The sequence below is a fragment of the Ohtaekwangia kribbensis genome (assembly GCF_042676245.1).
Classification (GTDB): domain Bacteria; phylum Bacteroidota; class Bacteroidia; order Cytophagales; family Cyclobacteriaceae; genus Ohtaekwangia; species Ohtaekwangia kribbensis.
The window spans coordinates 95,645-113,635 of the sequence record NZ_JBHTKA010000008.1 but is presented as its reverse complement, the minus strand read 5'-3'; the positions used below and the strand labels follow the sequence as shown (position 1 = coordinate 113,635).

The window sequence follows — 17,991 nt, the reverse complement described above, 5'->3', positions numbered from 1 at the left end:
TATAGTTATGAGACATACAGTAACGACACTGATGCTGGCTTGCCTGGCTACACTATTTAATGCCTGCAATCAGCCCAAGGAAAGCAAAGAAATTGCAGAAGAAAAGAACAAGGAAAAATTCGAGAATGCAGCTGACGAAAAAGACGCGCAGTTTGTACTCGAAACAGTAAATGCGCTGCATACATTGATAGCACTTGCCGATGTAGCGGTAGAGAAGAATTCGAAGAGCGCAGCGGTTACAGCAAAACGAGTGAAGCCCGAGTTACAGAATTTATTGGATGAAGTTGAATCGTATGCTTCGGCACATGTGATTAGTATACCGGAAGAAGCGACTGTAAATGCTACCCAGGATGTTCGCAGACTGCTCGATGAAAAACCAAGTGAGTTCGATTCGAAATGGAGCAAGGAGATTCGCGACAGGAATAAAAAACTGATCAGCGAAATGGAATCGTATGGCTCGCGAACGAACGACATGAATATTAAGACCTGGCTCAACGGTGCACTACCACATGCCCGTGCGATACAGGATAATCTTGTTGATTTCGATAATCAGATTTCTAAAAACTAAAAAAAAATATTATGGCACAGACAACTCCTATACCACAGATGCGAACCCTGAAGGCTTGCCTCGATAAAATGATAGAGCAGGGTTATGTTGAAAATTTCAAGGCACAGGATGGTGGCCTGAAATCATTGGAGACAGAGAAAATTTATTCGCCACACGATTTGAAGGTGGTTAATTTCTATCGGTTCGAAGGTATCAGCAACCCGGACGATAACTCTATACTCTATGTAATAGAAGCCAATGACGGTGCAAAAGGAACATTGATGGATGCCTATGGAGCATACGCTGATCCGGCCGTAGCAAAACTTATTGTCGATGTTGAGGAGATACACAAGCAACTCGATATTTCTAAAAAGTAAAGCTGGTTTCAGGTGAAACTGCTCATTAAAATATGGAATGTACTTAAACGGGCCGGCACTGAATTTATTCAGGACAACGGCATGAAGTTAAGCGCTTCGCTTTCGTACTATACTATATTTTCGATGGGCCCTATATTGATCATCATTATTTCGCTGGCCGGTATATTCTGGGGGCGTGAGGCTGTTCAGGGAAAGATATATGGTGAGATCAACGGCCTGGTAGGTAATTCTGCAGCTTTGCAGATACAGGAGATTATCCAGAATATAGAGAAGTCGCAGTTAGGTACTTCCGGAGCACTGATCGGGTTTGCTGTACTGCTGGTAGGAGCAACGGGTGTATTTACCGAGATGCAGGATTCCATTAACTATATATGGTCTATCCGCGCAAAGCCCAAGCGCGGCTTCGTGAAACTCATTATCAATCGTCTCATTTCATTTTCATTGCTGATTGGTTTGGGCTTCCTGTTGATGGTATCGCTCATAATCAATGCTGTGCTGGATCTGCTGCATGAGAAGATGGAGCATTACTTTAGTGATCTCTCGGTGTATATATTCCAGGGACTTAACCTCCTATCCATACTGGCGGTGATTACCTGTTTGTTTGCTATTATCTTTAAAGTATTACCCGATGCTACCATTCGATGGCGCGATTCATTTGTAGGGGCGGGCTTTACTTCCTTACTCTTTCTGATTGGTAAATCACTGATCAGTTTTTATGTGGCAAATTCCAGCATAGGCGTAACCTACGGAACAGCTGCTTCCATTATTATTCTGCTGCTGTGGGTATACTATACATCCATTATACTCTTTTATGGAGCAGAGTTTACGAAAGTATATACACTCAATCATGGCTCGGGTATAATCCCCGACGATACAGCTGTATTTATTATAAAACGTGAGGCAAAGGAATTGCCGACTGATCAACAGATCTTTTCACCGATATCACACTAAGCTTTTTTGTTATACTATACTTTATGGACCTGCGATCGCACTACCCGTTCTGGCTGCTAAAACATGGCATAGTAAAAACATATCCGTCTCTGAATGAATCTGTTCATACTGATGTGGTGGTAATGGGAGCCGGCATAACCGGCGCTATTGTCGCTTACTATTTGTGCAAGGCCGGATTTAAAGTGGCCATTGTTGACAAGCGACATGTAGGGCAGGGAAGTACAGCCGCGAGCACGTGCCTGCTTCAATATGAAATTGATACTCCGATGCATAAGCTTATCGGTATGGTGGGCGAGCGAAATGCCGTGCGCAGTTATGAGCTTTGTCTGCTATCCATCACCAAGCTTCACAAAATTGCCTCAAACTTTAAACACGTGGAGTTTATTACCAAACCAAGCTTTCAGTTTGCATCGTATAAAAGTGATGTAGCCGATCTGGAGAAGGAGTATATACTCCGAAAGCAATACGGTATTTCCGAAGTAGAACTGCTTGCGGAAAATGATATCCGTGATAAATATACTTTCCGTGCCCCGGCCGGTATACTGTCGCGCGATGGTGCACAGATGGATGCTTACAGACTTACGCATTCATTAATCCACTCGGCCATGCGAAAGGGATTACAGGTATATGACGGTACGGAAGTGACGGGCATAAAACACCGTAAACGATCGGTACAGTTGCTGACGCATACCGGCTACACCATCACAGCCCGTAAACTGATTATTTGCTGCGGCTATGAATCACAGAACTACATTCCAAAGAAAGTTGAGACACTATATTCAACGTATGCAGTTATCAGCGAGCCATTCGAAAAAGGTAAATTCTGGTATAAGAACAGTCTTATCTGGGAAACAGCACAGCCGTATCTGTATCTGCGCACGACATCCGATAATCGCATACTTATTGGCGGCAAAGACGATAAGTTCTACAACCCCGATAAGCGCGATGCCAAATTGCCTTTGAAAACGAAACAACTACAGCAGGCCTTTGGTAAGCTCTTTCCGGATATAAATTTCAAGCCAGACTTTGAATGGGCTGGTACATTTTGCAACACGAAAGATGGTTTACCCTATATCGGCTCCATCCGGCAGCGGTCCAACACCTATTTTGCTTTGGGATTCGGAGGCAATGGAATAACCTTCAGTGAAATTGCCGCGGAGATCATTACCGACCTGCTGAGCGACCGAAAAAATAAAGACGCAGCTATATTTAGTTTTGACCGCTAGAATGTATAAAACTGTAGAATACGTTGCTCATGAAAACCACATCATATCTGCTGAAACAACCCCTTGCTCAGGCACTGTAATTTATTCTACAGTATGGTATGAAAACAGTTAAAACCACATTGGTAGTTGCAATGGTTTTGCTTACTGCTGTGAGCTATAGCCAGACTGATAAAATACACAAGAGAGATTCCGTTGATATAGCGTTGGAACGTGAGGTGATTTCAAAATCGCTTATCCAGATTCGCGACACCATTAACCAGACGATACGCACGCTCGATGAAAAACGGATGATCGTATCGCCCAAGTCCAAACACCCTATCGATAAAGCAACACGTGAGTTGTTGCAGCACCGGGATCGCATTGAAAAAAGCATTGAAGAATTTGTACAGTCCGGTAAAAACTGGAATACAAATTCCATGATGCGCATCAAAAACTCGATACAAGACACCAGGCGCGAGTACAAGCGCATATACCTGGAGATAAAGCCGTACCTCTCTGCGACCAAATCTTAAATAGCTGCGAGCTGCCAGATGATTGTCTGTATATAGCGTTTCAATACAGTAGCAAAGTAACGTTTCGCTTGCTCAAATAAACTTGCAGCCGGTAGCCTGAAGCCAGCAGCTTTTTTCTCGCAGCTCAAAGCTCGCAACTCGCAGCTCAAAGCTCGCAACTCGCAGCTATTCCGCTATATCTTCTTATTCTTCCACTTCCCTGAGCGCAGGTATAGATAGGCCATCGAGAACATCGATATCCAATATACCCACTCGGAGCCCCAACCCCAGGTGATCGGCAGGTTCAGATATTCGAGCACGATATAGCAATAGACGCTATAGACTACAATGGTGATCAATTCAATGGTAAGGTTTACCACCGTGTTGCCGGTTCCGGTAACAGCATTTAACCACACCGTTGCAAACGACATGAATAACAGCGCCAGCGATACAACGCGTACTACAGGTATAGCATCCTGTATAAATGCATCGCCCTGACCATAGAATGACAGGAACCACTCCGGAAATAAATTGAGTATAATAAATATTACACTGGATATCGAGAAGCTTATACCTGCAATGCGTTTGATCAATGCGATAACTTCTTCCTGACGTCCCTGCCCGATAATGTTACTCACCATCGTATTGGTAGTGGAAGCAAACGCCCATGAAAATATACCGAACAGTCCAAAGATGTTGCGCATGGTGTTGGATATAGCCAGTGCACGCGCTCCATGATGTTCGATAAGTATATAGAAATACTCCCAGCTCGCGATGCTGATAGCATATTGCGCTATCAGCGGAGAAGACTGAACCAGTATAATTTTAAAAACAGAGGCATCAAATGTAGCATGGCTGAAGAATGCAAACTTACGGTGCATGCCCTTTAAGTGTATTACTGCATAGATTACCAGCAGGCCAAGTCCTTCAGCAATAATGGATGCGTATGCCGCACCATTAAACCCGATCTGTGGAAAACCGAACTTACCATAGATAAAAGCATAGTCGAAGAATATATTTGCTACAGCCTCGCTCAATGTACCCCACACCAGGAACTTGGTTTGGTTTGTACCCACAAGCAAGGCATTGCGCATAACATATAGGTATAGCAGCGGCAAGCCCCAGATGCGTATATACAGAAAGTCGATTGCCATTTGTGCTATAGCAGCATCGTGTATAACAGCGCGCAGAATAGAAGGAGCAAGGGTATAGGTAATGAGAATACCAACACCGGAAACGCCAACCGCTACCCATATACCATGAAAGAATAACCTGCCGATTTCCTGCGGAAGATTTTGTCCGGCCCTGCGTGCGATTAAGGCCTGCAAGCCGTTGTTCAGTCCGTTACCAATAACTGCAAAGATGAGATAATATACACCGGTAATACCCGCACATGCCAATGCCTTTTCGCCCAGGCCGCTTAGAAAAATGTTGTTAGTAATAAAGTTGATCTGCGGCACCAGCATGGCCAGTGTTATCGGCATGGCCATGCCTAAAATCTGTTTGTAACCGGTTTGTAGTTTTAATTCCATGTATAGAAAGGGTCTCAAAAATATTAAAATGTTTCTCCCCCAAAGGGAATATTCTGTAAAAAAGCCGCTATACAACAGGTATACAGAAATAAAACAGGGTCCGTTCCATCCGAAAGATATTTTATACTTCCGTCTGTAACAGTAATCTTATTCTGTTTATATACCATAACCCGCAGACGGACAGATCGTATGGCGGCAATTGCCATAAAAAGTTTGTCGCGATTTATATAGGCGTTTTAAACATTCTGCCGCATGTAGCGTTTGTACGGAATCAGCACCGATAACGGTAAACGGAGTAAATCGTTTCCTTTATCTTTGCAGCTGAAAAAAAATACCCAAATGAAAATGAGACCTACCTGCTTACTCCTGTTTGGAGCATTGTGCAGCGTGCCATTGTTTGCACAGGAGCAAAAACCTGAAGAAGATCTTTACGAATTATCGCTGGAGCAATTGATGAATGTACCCATCAATTCAGCTTCCAAAAAAGATGAGACGCTTTTTGACGCGCCACTTTCAAGCTATACTATAACACGCTCGGAAATAGACAAAGCGGGGTCTGCCAGTATTATGGAAGCTTTACGCCTGGCTCCCGGAGTAATTGTGCGCGAACAAACCAATGGTGTATACGACATTCACATTCGTGGATTTGATAATGCACTGCGCTATACACCACAACCTTTCAGTAAGTCTAACCTCACTACACTGGTAATGATCGATAACCGCCCGGTGTTTAATAACAACCTGGGTGGAACATTTTGGGAAAGCCTGCCGATTGATATTAATGATGTAGAACGTATCGAGATCGTACGCGGCCCTTCAGCTCCGTTGTTCGGACCGAACGCAGTAACCGGTGTAATCAATATCATTACCAAACGCATGGGAACTCAGCCGGTATATACCAACGCTAACGTGCAATATGGATCGGATACGCGCATCGCCAATGGTTCATTCGGTTATCGTACCAGCGATAAATTCAGTTTTATAGTGTCCGGTAATTACCAGGATCGCGACCGTTTTGATGATACGTATTACTCTATACCGCAGCAGCAGTTTGTAGATCCCGTTACGCTGTTCACCAACACATCTGCCAATCCGCAGGCATCGGCTGCCAATCGTTACCCGAACCGTGAACAAGCGTTGAACAAATGGGGAGCCAACGGTTTTATAGCCTATAAACCGAATGAAGATGTTTCGCTCGATCTGAGCATGGGCTTGCAGAAAGATGAAGTGCAAAAAGTCTTCCTGGGTGTGCAAGGAGGCTCTACACAACTAACATACTTCACTACCAATAAATCAGATTCACGGTATGCAAACCTGTCGGCACAGGTATATGGCTTGCACATTCGCACATCGTATGTAGATGGATACGACAATATAAATGTAGGCAGCAACCCGAGTCAATACGACTACACAACCTTTGATGCCACAGCCGAGTATGGTATAACCCTTGGCAAGAACAACACGATAACCCCTGGTATAAGCTATCAGGTTGTAGACTATACCGATGCACCATATGTGAATCCGGATCAGAATATATATGGATTTCTCAATGAAGATCATTCCATTAACACCTGGGCAGGTTTTATCCGTACGGATATTAACCCTTCTGAGCATTGGCGTATTATGGCAGCAGTGCGTGCTGATAAATTTTCTACGCCTGATAAAACACGCTTAGCCTATGAGTTGGCAACAACCTACAAGATCAATAAGCTTCACCTGATACGCGCGGCTGTTACACGCTCCAATAGCGGATCATTTATAGGCAATACATACCTGGATGTCTCGATCAACACCGGTATACCAACAGCACCTACAGTAAAACAGATTGGTAATACAGACCTGGCGTTATTAACGGTAGAAATGTATGAGCTTGGCTATCGTGCACAGTTGAGTGAAGGACTTCAATTGGACATCGATATATTCAGACAAACCATGGATGATCTGTCGGCTATCGTATTAAGCGAAGTACAGCCAACACAATTACCACCTCCGTACCCGGCTGTGGTTCCTAAAACATACCAGTTTCAGAATATACCAACAACATTAACGCAACACGGTATAACACTTTCGCTGAATTATGTGCCGAACGAAAAGATACAGGTAAAACCTTTTGTAACCGTTCAGAAAACAAAAACGAAGAACTTGTTATCGGAGTATAATGCACCGAATTTCAACCCAACCTATAGCGATTCTGATCATGAGAATACACCCGCGTGGTATGGCGGTTTCTATTGTAACTATAAAGCATCGTCTAAATTCAATATCAACCTGAGTAGCTATACCTATGCCGGTCATAACCAGTACGACTATGCTGACAGAACCGGTACAGCAAGTCTGGGTGAAATCGACAGCAAGTTTTTGCTGAATGCCAGGATCAGCTATACACCGGTAAAACCATTGAGTGTTTTCTTTAACGGACGCAACGTACTGAACAGCGATAGCCGTGAGTTCTATGGTACTGATAAAACAGCCGGTGTCTATATGATCGGAGCTACGTTGAATCTCTGATCGATCGTAAAAAGTATTGGGTACAAAGACTCGTTCCATTCGGACAGTCTTTGTACCTTTTTTGTTTTAGAGGCGGTATCGTTTTTTGTTCTTACAATAAAGAGCCGGTCAGTATCGTCTATCCCGGAAGTTATTTGTTTGTCAGACCACATGCTTTATATGTTATACTTCATTCTGATTTTACTCCTGGCCGTGCCACTTGGTATTGTATTGGTGGGTTTTGTACTATCGGCTCCGCGTTACAAGGGCCCGGTAAGCGACCACTTTAATGGAAGGCAGTTTATTAATCCGGGAGGTGTAAAAACAAAAGGATTTCAGGATGTGGTAAAGTGGCTGCGCGAACGTGAACGCGGCCCGTGGACAGCACAACGAAATTCTGTAAAAGGTGATAAACCGGTGGCTCGCGTTGAGCAAGGTATACGCATTACGTTTATTAATCACACAACCTTTCTTATCCAGACCGATGGATTGAATATAATAACGGACCCGGTATACAGCGAGCGCGCCAGTCCGTTTTCATGGGCAGGTCCTAAAAGGATGCGTGAACCCGGAATTGCCTTTGAGTATCTTCCACAGATTGATATAGTATTGCTCAGTCATAACCACTACGATCACCTGGATATACATACGGTAAAGAAGCTGAACCAAACGTTTCATCCTAAATTTATAGTTCCGCTGGGCGTAAGTGCATTTTTGAAACGATCGGGTATAGATGCCTTTCAGGAATTAGACTGGTGGCAGGAGCTGCGTATAAAGAATGATGTTGCTGTGCAGGCAGTGCCGGCTCAACACTTCTCCGGCCGTGGCACGTTCGATCGCGATGCAACGCTCTGGTGTGGTTACCTGTTAAAACGAACAGAAGGAAATATATACTTTGCAGGCGACACCGGGTATAATGAATATACCTTTAAAGAAATCGGTGAGCGTTGTGCTCCTGTTAAAGCCGCGTTGATACCGATTGGTGCGTACAAACCAAAATGGTTTATGTCGCCTATACATTGCTCTCCGGACGAAGCTGTACAGATACATGAAGATACCGGTTCTTCCTTTAGCATTGCCAGTCACTTCGGTACATTTCCATTAGCCGATGATGGTAAGGATGAAGCGGTACAAGACCTGGCACTTGCCCTTTCCAAATCGCAGAAAACCTATAAACCATTTATTGCAATGCCGGAAGGTAAAGCAATTGACGTAGAGTAGAAGTTAAAATAGAAAGGCTAAGCTATAGATCAGTTTAGCTTTAGCTCCGTCTTCAAACCACGAACGTTGTTGAGAAGAGCCTGGTCCCAGGTCAGGTCGGCATCCCATTTCGTTCCGAGAAATACATTGCCTGAGTCAATGTGCTTAAAGTATATTTTATATACCGTTGTGGTAGAAGGTATATTTTTGAGTTGCTGATGTCCTGCTTCCGGATACGTTACGGATACCAATGCACTTTCCGAAGGTGTTACCGGGTATCCGAGTACTTCTTTCAGTGCTGAGCCTCTTCCCTGTACAATGCAGAGTACATAAAGCGATCCTTGCTTGCGTAATTCTTTATCCGTAAGTGCAGGGTCGGTAAGTTTATACTTCAGCGGGTAATTATTCTTGAAGATTTCTTCCAGTTGCTTATCGAGAGCTTCATCGCCAAACCGGGGAACTGCTAGCGGATCAACCTTCAGGTCAATTGCAAAGAATTCATTTCGTTTACCCATGATCGGGTTTACAGTCGGGCCGATTTCAGGAAGATCGTTGATCAACAGATTTTGTTTTTTCTGAACACTGGCTGCTGTACGGTAAAGATTCTTGAGTAATTCAGTAAGAACAGTATGCGATGCGGACCATGCCGTTTGTTTCGGATCAACAATACTCTCTTTACCATTATAGGCTGTAAGAATTAATCTATACCCGGTATCTTTCTTTTCCAGAAATGCCATGTTGGTTATCTCACGCTTGTTGAGCATATCCGCGTAAGCGCGCGTAATATCTTTACCCGCCATGATTATATCTAACTCATAATATACAATGGCATCAATACCGGTGCGCTGAAAATATTCCTGTGTGTCCTTGAGTTCTTTCTCGGTAAGCCTGTAATCATAAAACACTACGGTGCGTGTGCTCAGTAATTTTTCAGGCAGGGCACCGGAAAGACTTAGCTGGTCCATCCAGTTGGGATCGCGAAAATAACTCTGCGCAGTTACGGCTTGAATGCTGACAAACAAAAGAATGATCAGAAAACGAAGTTGCATAATATAGTATTCGGGTCGATGAACCACAGCTTCTGTTTTACAGGAAGCGAGTAAAAAACGAAAATAGGTATTAATCTATTTTAAATGCCAATAAAAAAACCTGAATCGTCTGATTTAACGGGGAAGGTTTTTAAATCCGGAGATGATGAGTCGCACGCCTGACCACTATTCAGCCGGAATCGATAGCCGTGCCACGGACAGATAATTTCGCCCAGGTAATTTACCTGGCCTTTGCTTAACGACTCTCCGTTATGCGAACATGCATCTTGCACGGCCATAAAATTTTCATCATGCAATACAAGGCAGATACGTTTACCATAGATCACCAGCAGCTGTGGTTTATCTGGTAAAATGCGACTTCGTGCTTCTGCATCGTTCGAAAAGATTTTAACCCACTCCATACTATTTGCGGTTGGTTGCCAAATCGATAATCAATATATTGTCCGGTATAAAGCCATACCTATGAGAAAATTTTTTTACAGTCTGGTAATCGTATTTGCCACGGCTACGCTGTACGCACAGGTAAATCCAAAAGTACAGGTCAAACTGGATCAGCAGGCAAAAGAAATAGAAAATAAAGTTATAGAATGGCGCAGACACCTCCATCAGTATCCGGAGTTATCGAATCGTGAAGTAAAAACAGCTGCGTATGTAGCGGAACATCTCAAGGCACTGGGGCTTGAAATACAAACCGGTGTTGCTCATACCGGTGTGGTTGCTTTACTTAAAACCGGTAAACCCGGACCTGTTATAGCCTTGCGTGCCGATATGGATGCACTGCCTGTAACCGAGCGTAACAGTTTACCTTTTGCATCGAAAGAGAAGACTACATTTAACGGACAGGAAACAGGCGTAATGCATGCGTGTGGTCACGACTCGCACGTAGCTATACTCATGGGCGTTGCCGAGATACTTAGCAAGAATAAAAAAGATCTGAAGGGCACTGTAAAATTTATCTTTCAGCCTGCGGAAGAGGGCGCACCTATTGGTGAGGAAGGTGGCGCAGACCTGATGGTAAAAGAAGGTGTGCTCGAAAATCCGAAAGTAGATGTGATCTTCGGCATGCACATACAAGGCATTCGTAAACTTGGACAGATCGCCTATAAACCTGCTGGTATGATGGCTGCTTCGGATTGGTTTACGATTAAAGTATATGGAAAACAATCGCATGGATCAGCACCTTGGCTGGGTATAGATCCGGTAGTAGTATCAGCGCAGATTATCAACGGTATACAAACTATCATCAGTCGCCAGACAGAACTTACCAAAGAACCCGCAGTTATATCCGTAGGAACTATACATGCCGGTATACGTCAGAACATTATACCCGAATATGCCGAGATGACGGGCACCATACGCACATTCGATGAAACCATGCAAAACGATATACATGAACGATTGAAGCGCACTGTAACAAATATAGCAGAGAGTGCAGGCGCCAGAGCCGAGATCGAAATAACACGCATGACTCCGGTTACATACAATGATCCCATTACTACCGAGAAAATGGTAGCGAGTTTGAATAAAGCTGCCGGTGAACAGAACGTTGCGCGTATACCAGCCGTTACCGGTGCTGAAGATTTTGCTTACTATCAGAAAAAAGTACCTGGTTTCTTTTTCTTTGTAGGCGCATGCCCTCCGGAGATACCCGTAGAAAAAGCAGCATCACACCATACGCCTGATTTCATGATGGATGAACGCGGCATGCTTACCGGGTTAAAAGCAATGGTGAACGTTACGGTTGACTATATGTATATGAAGTAGTGCACGGCTATATGCTATATATTGTTTGTTAATAGATATACATTAATCCAGCGCATTGTTGATACGCTGCAGCCTGCGGATGCTCTCATCAAGTGTTTCTGGCTTGCCGTCAAGCTCCAGCGTTATCATCACTTTGTTCCTGGAATATACCCGCAGCGGGTCTTGTACTAAAGTTGTCATGGGCACTTGTGTGTACACGCTATATTCCGGACCGATGGTTTGAATGTACAGACTGAAGAAGTTATAATTAAGCACCTTGCTGATGACCTTGAGCAAGTCCGTTTTCACTTCCTTGCGCGCACAGATGGAATAAACATTTCGTGGCGTGGTATTGATCTTCCTGGCGAAATCTTTTGTTTTCATTCCTGATTTGCGCAGCACTTTTTCAATTTCTTTTCCTAAGTGAATATCCATAGCGCAATTTTAGCAACCTTTCTTCACCTGATCATAGGTATTGTACGACATATTTTATCCTGAAATATGTGTTTTTTATTCATTTACGAGAATTTTTGTTTCAAAACGTGATATTTTGATTCTATATTCGTGAAGGTAATGGCACATGGCGTAGTAAAATCTCTCGATTCGCGAATCATTTGCCTTGGTTAATTTTCTCCGGATGCCATTAAGCTTGGAAAATGCTGCCGGGCATTTTTTAAGAAATGGTTCCGGAGATTCAACATACATCGTTTAATAAATACATCTAATTCGTTGTAAATCTGTAGATTGTTTTCTATATTAGAGTATGAGCCCATCATTCTGCGTACTGCAGAGCGGTGGGCTTTTTTATTTTTTTCAAGTATCCCGTTAATGGTTAAAGCAGTTGGGTTGTGTACAAACGAGATAACTATTTGGGCATGTTTCAGCATTGTGCTCTAGCGATAGCGTTGTAAAGGCGCTGAAATCTCTGCCACACCTTTCTTTTGTGCGACATACATGTTTATTAGATGGGCTCTAATAACGAAAAGTACCTCATACTTGTGAGTTGAGGCGTGCATCCCCCTAGCACGGTACGTTGGGGGCTAACGGTTATCATGACAGGAACGAATAGCAAAGACCTACTCTGCTAAGTGCCCGGCAGCCGGGCGCTTAGTTTACCCTTTCCGTATATAGTCTCAATTCACAAGGTGATGAATTAGATGTTCTGACATTGCTCTCCCTATACAAGTATATCTGCATATAATTCAGATTATAAGGTGCTTGTTCTTATCTTCACAGCTTGGTATATATTGAAGAAATTTGAACCCGACCCGATAACACCTGTAGTATGGCAACCATAACCGTAACCGATACCCGGTTTCTGCAAACAACAGAAGCCGGTGAGCTGAAGCTTAAAATTACCGTAGGCTTTATGCAGGCAAGTGGATCGTATGTTGTGCTGATCTCATCTGACGATTCGCGTAAGGAAATCTCTCCTGATCAACAAGGTGTATATACTATACCTCTGGAACATCAAAGTATAATCAGTTGTATTACGGTTGTTCAGGATATAAACCTGAGCACCAATAATACCTCGGTGCGGCATAACTTTACTGATGCCAATCCGGATACATTTACCTACGAACGTGAAGTTGAGCACCATAACGACCGTGTGATCTATGACATTCAATATATTCTCCTGTAGTTTTCGCATCCGCGCAGCCAGGTACTCTTTTCTTTTTTTCATACTGACAGGCGCTTCGGTATATGTATATGCGCAGGATACGAAAGATCTGCCCTCGCTTAACAGTATTCGTACACCCAACTCTCCGGCATTTAGTATACTGGGCGTACAACCAACCAGCGTAGAGCGCCCCAACACACCAGCTGACATTGCTGTTGCCCTCGACAACGCTACCGAAGGATTCAAAAAATTTCCACAGAACTTTTCACTGGAATTCGCTCCCTACTGGATGACGAAGAAACCAAAGTCTGTTACCTGGCAGGCAGATACCATGCGTACAGTAGGGCAGTCGTTGTTTCGTACATTCTCCGTATCGGCAGCAACCATTACCAAGGAGTTGGATGAAAAAGAGCTGCGTGGCTTGTCCTATGGATTCAGAACGCTTTTGTTTTCAGGTAAGACCAGCAAGAAATCAATACAACGCATTCATGAAATTGAAAGGGAGTTGGACACACTCGCAAGACATTATTCTGAAATGGCACTTGCTGAAGAAGCAGCTTTACGAAATGAATTACGAAAACGACTGAAAGAAGACAGCACACAGGAAGCGAAGAATAATACACTGAAGTGGTTCAACGCAGAGCGTACACGCATTAACAATGAAAAGACCAAACGCATTAACGATGAAGCCGCCAGTGCCGAAGGTGAGAAAGAAGAGTTCGCACCGCAGCGCGAAGGCTTTATTGTAGAGCTTGCCTATGCCGGGGCGTACCGGAACGATACCATTAACACATCATCACTTCGTAAGGGAGGGTATGCATTCTGGCTAACACCTTCCTATGTAAAAGATGATTATAGCCTGGTTGGCGTGTTCAGACACTTGAAAGATTCTCTCTCCAACAAATCAACAGAATTTGGGTTCCGGTTTATTTATACCCAAAGTCGCTACGCACTTTCTGTAGAGTACCTCAAAGGCCATTATCAGTCTGAAACCGCATTACCCGATCGTGAGCGCTTCTCGGTTTTATTTGAGTATATGCTCGATAAAAATCTGTGGCTGAATATCGGTCTCGGTGACGACAACAAAAATATTCAGAGTAACAATTCAATTTTCAGCAGCATTGGCCTGAAGTATAATTTCAGCCGTAAACGCTATTCGTTCTAGAACTATATACCTAGTCTTCTTTTCGTTTCAGATACTTTACCGGTACATGATCGGTTAGCCATACGTTGTTGTCAGACATGTAAAAGCTGTAGCCATCGGTATACATGTCACCGGCAGCAACCATCAGCAACACCGGTTTACCGTAGCGGCTGCCCACGGCCAATGCCGTGTTAACATCCATGCTCAGGTGTACATGGTGACGCTGTCTTTTTTCAAGTCCCGTTTTAAAAATTGATTCGAGGGCGCGCTCCGCTGTTCCATGATAAAGTATAGCAGGAGGCTGTAGCGGGGTATAGTTCAGATCAACTTCAACCGAATGCCCCTGGTTGGCGCGTATCTTCGATTCATCATCATTATAAGCAAAACGTTTTTTGCTGTTGGTTGCTACCACATGGTCCAGTATCTCTTTCGAGATACGATGGTTGTGTGCAGCCATTTGCTTCAGCAGTATACCGACAGGTACCCAGCCGTGTTCATCCAGTTGTATACCAATAGTTTCAGGTTGATGACGTAACACCAGGCTGAGGAATTTACTGATGCGTGTGTTTTCTTTTTCGGAGATCATATTCTATAGCCGCTAATTTAATAAAGAGCCCTGTTTCATGAACGGGAAAGGCATTTACGGTCGTGATGAAAAAAAGTTGATTTTCTTTTATGGATTTTCTGTTCGGGCTGCATCCTGGCAATATGAACTTAAACCCGGATGCCTATGCGGAACATTTTTACACTACTATTATTTATTCTCGCAGGTTCGGTGTGGTCGCAGACCCGAGAACGTGTTATATCAGGAACGCTAAAGGATAACGAAGGTTATCCGTTGCCCGGAGTAAATATTGTTATCAAGGGTACACGTGTTGGTACTGTAACAAACAGTAACGGTTATTATTCATTGAGTGCTCCGATCGGATCAACACTGGTGTTTTCATTCATCGGTATGCAAACCCGCGAAGTACTGGTGACAGATAAGGGACAAAAAGCCATCGACTCCTCGAAGCGAAACACGAGATCAGTAAACGCTACATCGTGGCCTGTAGCTTTTTTGCAAGACACCATCCGTGATCAGAGAGGCGTAGCCACCCTGTCGAATACAACACCTGTATATATATATCGCAGTGATGTTATTGATCCCGAGAGTATAATTGCTATTCGGCCGGTAGGTAGAATCGAAATGTTGTTTAAACCCGGAGCAAAAACATACCGGGTTGCAACAAACACGGATCCTGTCAGAACCGGTTTCGGGTTGCAATTCTCTTCCCTGGCATCCATTGAACGGATAACACAAACACCGGCTCTTCAGAATATATATGCCCAGGGCAGTAATGGAGAAGGTGTCATTCACTGGCATGGTGCCGATAAGCGTGAAATATATAGTTGGGGGCCTTTGTTACGGACACTCGAGTTTGATGGATCAGATTATGCTTTTGATAAACAAGGTCAACTTGTCCAGGCGGGCACAGGCAACGGCAATCCTGCAATGGTGTACAACCCCGAAACATTTTTCAGAACCGGCTATAGCACAGAATATACTTTGATGCTAACCCGACCCGGTCCTGGTAACAGCAACCTCATTTTTGATGTCGACAGAAAAACGCGTTCAGGAGTTATACCAGGTAACGATTATAGTCGCAGTAACTTTTCATTTCAGGTTAAGAAAATGAAGCTTGGTGAGAGAGTGGTAGCAGATGCAGCTGCTCGCTATAATGATTCAGAAAGTATACTGGCAAATCGTGGCGGCAATCTTACTTCGATTACGGCTGCTGTATGGCGAACACCGGCAAGTTTTAATAATAACAATGGACTGACCGATAGTCAAGCACGATCGCATCCAGAAGCATACCGGTTCCCAGATGGAAGCATACGCTCTTATGCTCCTGGTGTGGTTGATAATCCGTACGGACTTGCACAGGAATTACCCGATCATGAAAATGCCAAACGTCTGCTGGCATCAACATTGCTGACCTATAACACATCCGATCGATTCAGCATCACCATCAATGAAAGCTTCGACCGGCAATGGAGCAATGTTGTATTTGGTATACCGCCCGACTATGCAGGGTATTCTGACGGACGTCTTACCGTTCGCAAGGAAGATCAGCTATATCTCAATTCAATAATTACACCTTCCTATACGGTGTATCGCAACGGCCGGCAAATCAGTATCCATGGTTCATATCAGTTTAATCACCAGCAACACGGTCTAGAGCGAGCCGATGGTTTCGGCTTTTCAGATGAAACGTGGAGTCGTGTAGAGGCAGCAGACTCTTCGTATTTCAGGAGAAGAACGTTTGACAGGAATACACATGAAGTGCTGCTGAATTTTCAATTCAACAACCGCTGGCTAAATGTGCGGGCGGCTAACCGGACCTATTTTTCCAGTACCCTTTCATCTGACTCATATACTAATATATTTCCTACACTCAGCACGAGTATAGATTTGTCGGAATTATTGTATATATATCCGTTCGATAATTTCAAGGTATATGCATCTATTGCTCGCAACCTGCGCGAAGCACCGCTGATCTATTCAGGTTGGTCACATTTGTCAACGCGCATGGAGGCCTCAGAATATAGCCGCTATAGCGAGTCTGCTGAAATATACTTTAATGCCGGTTTGCTCCCGGAGACAGAACGGAAATTTGAGACTGGTATTAACGTGTTCAGCTTTAACCGACTCAGTTTAGATGCAGCCTACTATAATAATGTAACGGAGGATTTTATAGCACCGCTATGGAATAGCCATCAGTTTATAATGATCAATGTTGGGCGTGTAAAAAATTACGGTACAACACTGTCAGCAAACTACAACAATTACAATCGTGCGGTGAACTGGGGTGTGTCGGTTCGGTGGAATAAAAACTATAGCAAAGCGCTTCAGGTATATACGGACGATACCTATATACCGCTGGCAGGTTTTCAATCCACGGCTGCCGTGCTTGCCACGGGCGAGGTTGCCGGAGCTATATATGGTACAACCTACCTCCGAAATAATAGCGGACAGCAGATTATTGGCGATGATGGTTTCCCGTTGGTTGACCCGGTGTTAAAGAAAATTGGAAATCCGTTGCCGGATTGGACCATGTCATTCGATGGTTTTGTGCGATGGAAGCGCTTCCGCGCTTCAGTCCTGATTGATATCAAGCGTGGAGGCGATGTATGGAACGGTACACAAGCCGCGCTTGATTACCTCGGCCGATCTGTAGCTACTGCGCAGCAGCGAAATACCAGCAAGTATATATTTGAAGGCATATCTGCAAAAGGTCAGCCCAATACGATACTTGTAAATTTCTACGATGCCGAAAAACCGTTGACTGACAATCGCTGGGTGCGCTACGGATTTACCGGTGTAGGTGAACAATATATAGAAGATGCATCGTGGATACGCTTTGCCGAAGCATCGGTTTCGTATACTGTTCCGCTCAGTTTTTCAAAGATGCGAGAGTTGAGAATATCATTGGTTGGTAAAAACCTGTTTCTCATTACGCCTTATTCCGGTGTCGATCCATCTACAACGCTGTTCGGGTATAGCCACGCTGCTGGTCTTGATCTTTTCAATGCCCCGGCTACACGCAGTTATAGTGCGCAAATCACAATTAAAATCTGAT

16 protein-coding genes are annotated in these 17,991 nt (G+C 44.0%); 11 read left to right on the top strand and 5 right to left on the bottom strand.

Features of this window, described 5'->3' with window-relative positions; genetic code table 11:
- Positions 1 to 7 precede the first annotated feature (7 nt).
- The 5 genes from ACFQ21_RS21200 (at position 8) to ACFQ21_RS21180 (ending at position 3,613) form a co-directional block, all read left to right on the top strand.
- Complete coding sequence (locus ACFQ21_RS21200) at positions 8 to 568, top strand: DUF4142 domain-containing protein (protein WP_377582327.1); 561 nt, start codon at positions 8 to 10, stop codon at positions 566 to 568.
- An 11-nt stretch (positions 569 to 579) separates the two neighbouring features.
- Complete coding sequence (locus ACFQ21_RS21195; RefSeq protein WP_377582325.1) at positions 580 to 924, top strand: hypothetical protein; 345 nt, start codon at positions 580 to 582, stop codon at positions 922 to 924.
- A 12-nt stretch (positions 925 to 936) separates the two neighbouring features.
- Entirely contained in the window at positions 937 to 1,875 is a 939-nt protein-coding gene (locus tag ACFQ21_RS21190; RefSeq protein ID WP_377582323.1) for a YihY/virulence factor BrkB family protein, read from the top strand.
- Between the two features lie 23 nt (positions 1,876 to 1,898).
- Positions 1,899 to 3,101 carry an NAD(P)/FAD-dependent oxidoreductase gene (locus ACFQ21_RS21185; protein ID WP_377582321.1) on the top strand — a complete coding sequence of 401 codons (1,203 nt, stop codon included), beginning with the start codon at positions 1,899 to 1,901 and terminating at the stop codon, positions 3,099 to 3,101.
- Between the two features lie 98 nt (positions 3,102 to 3,199).
- Positions 3,200 to 3,613 carry a hypothetical protein gene (locus tag ACFQ21_RS21180; RefSeq protein WP_377582319.1) on the top strand — a complete coding sequence of 138 codons (414 nt, stop codon included), beginning with the start codon at positions 3,200 to 3,202 and terminating at the stop codon, positions 3,611 to 3,613.
- A gap of 173 nt (positions 3,614 to 3,786) precedes the next feature.
- Here the strand turns inward: ACFQ21_RS21180 and ACFQ21_RS21175 are convergent, their stop codons facing one another.
- Entirely contained in the window at positions 3,787 to 5,124 is a 1,338-nt protein-coding gene (locus tag ACFQ21_RS21175) for an MATE family efflux transporter (RefSeq protein ID WP_377582316.1), read from the bottom strand.
- A 345-nt stretch (positions 5,125 to 5,469) separates the two neighbouring features.
- Here ACFQ21_RS21175 and ACFQ21_RS21170 point away from each other — a divergent pair, with 345 nt between their 5' ends.
- Complete coding sequence (locus ACFQ21_RS21170; RefSeq protein WP_377582314.1) at positions 5,470 to 7,632, top strand: TonB-dependent receptor plug domain-containing protein; 2,163 nt, start codon at positions 5,470 to 5,472, stop codon at positions 7,630 to 7,632.
- Between the two features lie 159 nt (positions 7,633 to 7,791).
- Positions 7,792 to 8,832 (top strand): MBL fold metallo-hydrolase, encoded by a 1,041-nt coding sequence (locus ACFQ21_RS21165; RefSeq protein WP_377582311.1) that lies wholly within the window; start codon positions 7,792 to 7,794, stop codon positions 8,830 to 8,832.
- Between the two features lie 29 nt (positions 8,833 to 8,861).
- Here ACFQ21_RS21165 and ACFQ21_RS21160 read toward each other — a convergent pair whose 3' ends face one another.
- Positions 8,862 to 9,887, bottom strand: a complete 1,026-nt coding sequence (locus ACFQ21_RS21160) for a hypothetical protein (protein ID WP_377582308.1) — start codon at positions 9,885 to 9,887, stop codon at positions 8,862 to 8,864.
- Positions 9,888 to 9,940: 53 nt separating this feature from the next.
- Positions 9,941 to 10,261: a Rieske (2Fe-2S) protein gene (locus ACFQ21_RS21155; protein ID WP_377582305.1), complete on the bottom strand. Its 321-nt coding sequence runs from the start codon at positions 10,259 to 10,261 to the stop codon at positions 9,941 to 9,943.
- A gap of 61 nt (positions 10,262 to 10,322) precedes the next feature.
- On the opposite strand from ACFQ21_RS21155, the gene ACFQ21_RS21150 reads away from it, so the two are divergent.
- Complete coding sequence (locus ACFQ21_RS21150; RefSeq protein WP_377582302.1) at positions 10,323 to 11,624, top strand: amidohydrolase; 1,302 nt, start codon at positions 10,323 to 10,325, stop codon at positions 11,622 to 11,624.
- Positions 11,625 to 11,666: 42 nt separating this feature from the next.
- Here the strand turns inward: ACFQ21_RS21150 and ACFQ21_RS21145 are convergent, their stop codons facing one another.
- Positions 11,667 to 12,038 carry a helix-turn-helix domain-containing protein gene (locus tag ACFQ21_RS21145; protein WP_377582299.1) on the bottom strand — a complete coding sequence of 124 codons (372 nt, stop codon included), beginning with the start codon at positions 12,036 to 12,038 and terminating at the stop codon, positions 11,667 to 11,669.
- Between the two features lie 850 nt (positions 12,039 to 12,888).
- Here ACFQ21_RS21145 and ACFQ21_RS21140 point away from each other — a divergent pair.
- Together ACFQ21_RS21140 and ACFQ21_RS21135 are read left to right on the top strand one after the other, a co-directional pair.
- A complete protein-coding gene (locus ACFQ21_RS21140; RefSeq protein ID WP_377582296.1) occupies positions 12,889 to 13,245 on the top strand; it encodes a hypothetical protein in 357 nt (118 codons plus the stop codon).
- Positions 13,220 to 14,389 carry a hypothetical protein gene (locus tag ACFQ21_RS21135; RefSeq protein ID WP_377582293.1) on the top strand — a complete coding sequence of 390 codons (1,170 nt, stop codon included), beginning with the start codon at positions 13,220 to 13,222 and terminating at the stop codon, positions 14,387 to 14,389. The genes ACFQ21_RS21140 and ACFQ21_RS21135 overlap by 26 nt, the downstream gene beginning before the upstream one ends.
- A 10-nt stretch (positions 14,390 to 14,399) precedes the next feature.
- Here ACFQ21_RS21135 and ACFQ21_RS21130 read toward each other — a convergent pair whose 3' ends face one another.
- Positions 14,400 to 14,954: an RNA 2'-phosphotransferase gene (locus ACFQ21_RS21130; RefSeq protein WP_377582290.1), complete on the bottom strand. Its 555-nt coding sequence runs from the start codon at positions 14,952 to 14,954 to the stop codon at positions 14,400 to 14,402.
- 144 nt (positions 14,955 to 15,098) lie between these two features.
- On the opposite strand from ACFQ21_RS21130, the gene ACFQ21_RS21125 reads away from it, so the two are divergent.
- Positions 15,099 to 17,990 (top strand): carboxypeptidase-like regulatory domain-containing protein, encoded by a 2,892-nt coding sequence (locus tag ACFQ21_RS21125; RefSeq protein WP_377582287.1) that lies wholly within the window; start codon positions 15,099 to 15,101, stop codon positions 17,988 to 17,990.
- Position 17,991 lies beyond the last annotated feature (1 nt).

What these genes read in the sequence shown, in the direction of transcription:
- ACFQ21_RS21175 (WP_377582316.1), bottom strand. Translation starts at nt 5,124, where the DNA reads ATGGAATTAAAACTACAAACCGGTTACAAACAGATTTTAGGCATGGCC.
- ACFQ21_RS21135 (WP_377582293.1), top strand. Translation starts at nt 13,220, where the DNA reads ATGACATTCAATATATTCTCCTGTAGTTTTCGCATCCGCGCAGCCAGG.
- ACFQ21_RS21150 (WP_377582302.1), top strand. Translation starts at nt 10,323, where the DNA reads ATGAGAAAATTTTTTTACAGTCTGGTAATCGTATTTGCCACGGCTACG.
- ACFQ21_RS21140 (WP_377582296.1), top strand. Translation starts at nt 12,889, where the DNA reads ATGGCAACCATAACCGTAACCGATACCCGGTTTCTGCAAACAACAGAA.
- ACFQ21_RS21200 (WP_377582327.1), top strand. Translation starts at nt 8, where the DNA reads ATGAGACATACAGTAACGACACTGATGCTGGCTTGCCTGGCTACACTA.
- ACFQ21_RS21180 (WP_377582319.1), top strand. Translation starts at nt 3,200, where the DNA reads ATGAAAACAGTTAAAACCACATTGGTAGTTGCAATGGTTTTGCTTACT.
- ACFQ21_RS21155 (WP_377582305.1), bottom strand. Translation starts at nt 10,261, where the DNA reads ATGGAGTGGGTTAAAATCTTTTCGAACGATGCAGAAGCACGAAGTCGC.
- ACFQ21_RS21165 (WP_377582311.1), top strand. Translation starts at nt 7,792, where the DNA reads ATGTTATACTTCATTCTGATTTTACTCCTGGCCGTGCCACTTGGTATT.
- ACFQ21_RS21195 (WP_377582325.1), top strand. Translation starts at nt 580, where the DNA reads ATGGCACAGACAACTCCTATACCACAGATGCGAACCCTGAAGGCTTGC.
- ACFQ21_RS21130 (WP_377582290.1), bottom strand. Translation starts at nt 14,954, where the DNA reads ATGATCTCCGAAAAAGAAAACACACGCATCAGTAAATTCCTCAGCCTG.
- ACFQ21_RS21125 (WP_377582287.1), top strand. Translation starts at nt 15,099, where the DNA reads ATGCGGAACATTTTTACACTACTATTATTTATTCTCGCAGGTTCGGTG.
- ACFQ21_RS21170 (WP_377582314.1), top strand. Translation starts at nt 5,470, where the DNA reads ATGAGACCTACCTGCTTACTCCTGTTTGGAGCATTGTGCAGCGTGCCA.
- ACFQ21_RS21185 (WP_377582321.1), top strand. Translation starts at nt 1,899, where the DNA reads ATGGACCTGCGATCGCACTACCCGTTCTGGCTGCTAAAACATGGCATA.
- ACFQ21_RS21145 (WP_377582299.1), bottom strand. Translation starts at nt 12,038, where the DNA reads ATGGATATTCACTTAGGAAAAGAAATTGAAAAAGTGCTGCGCAAATCA.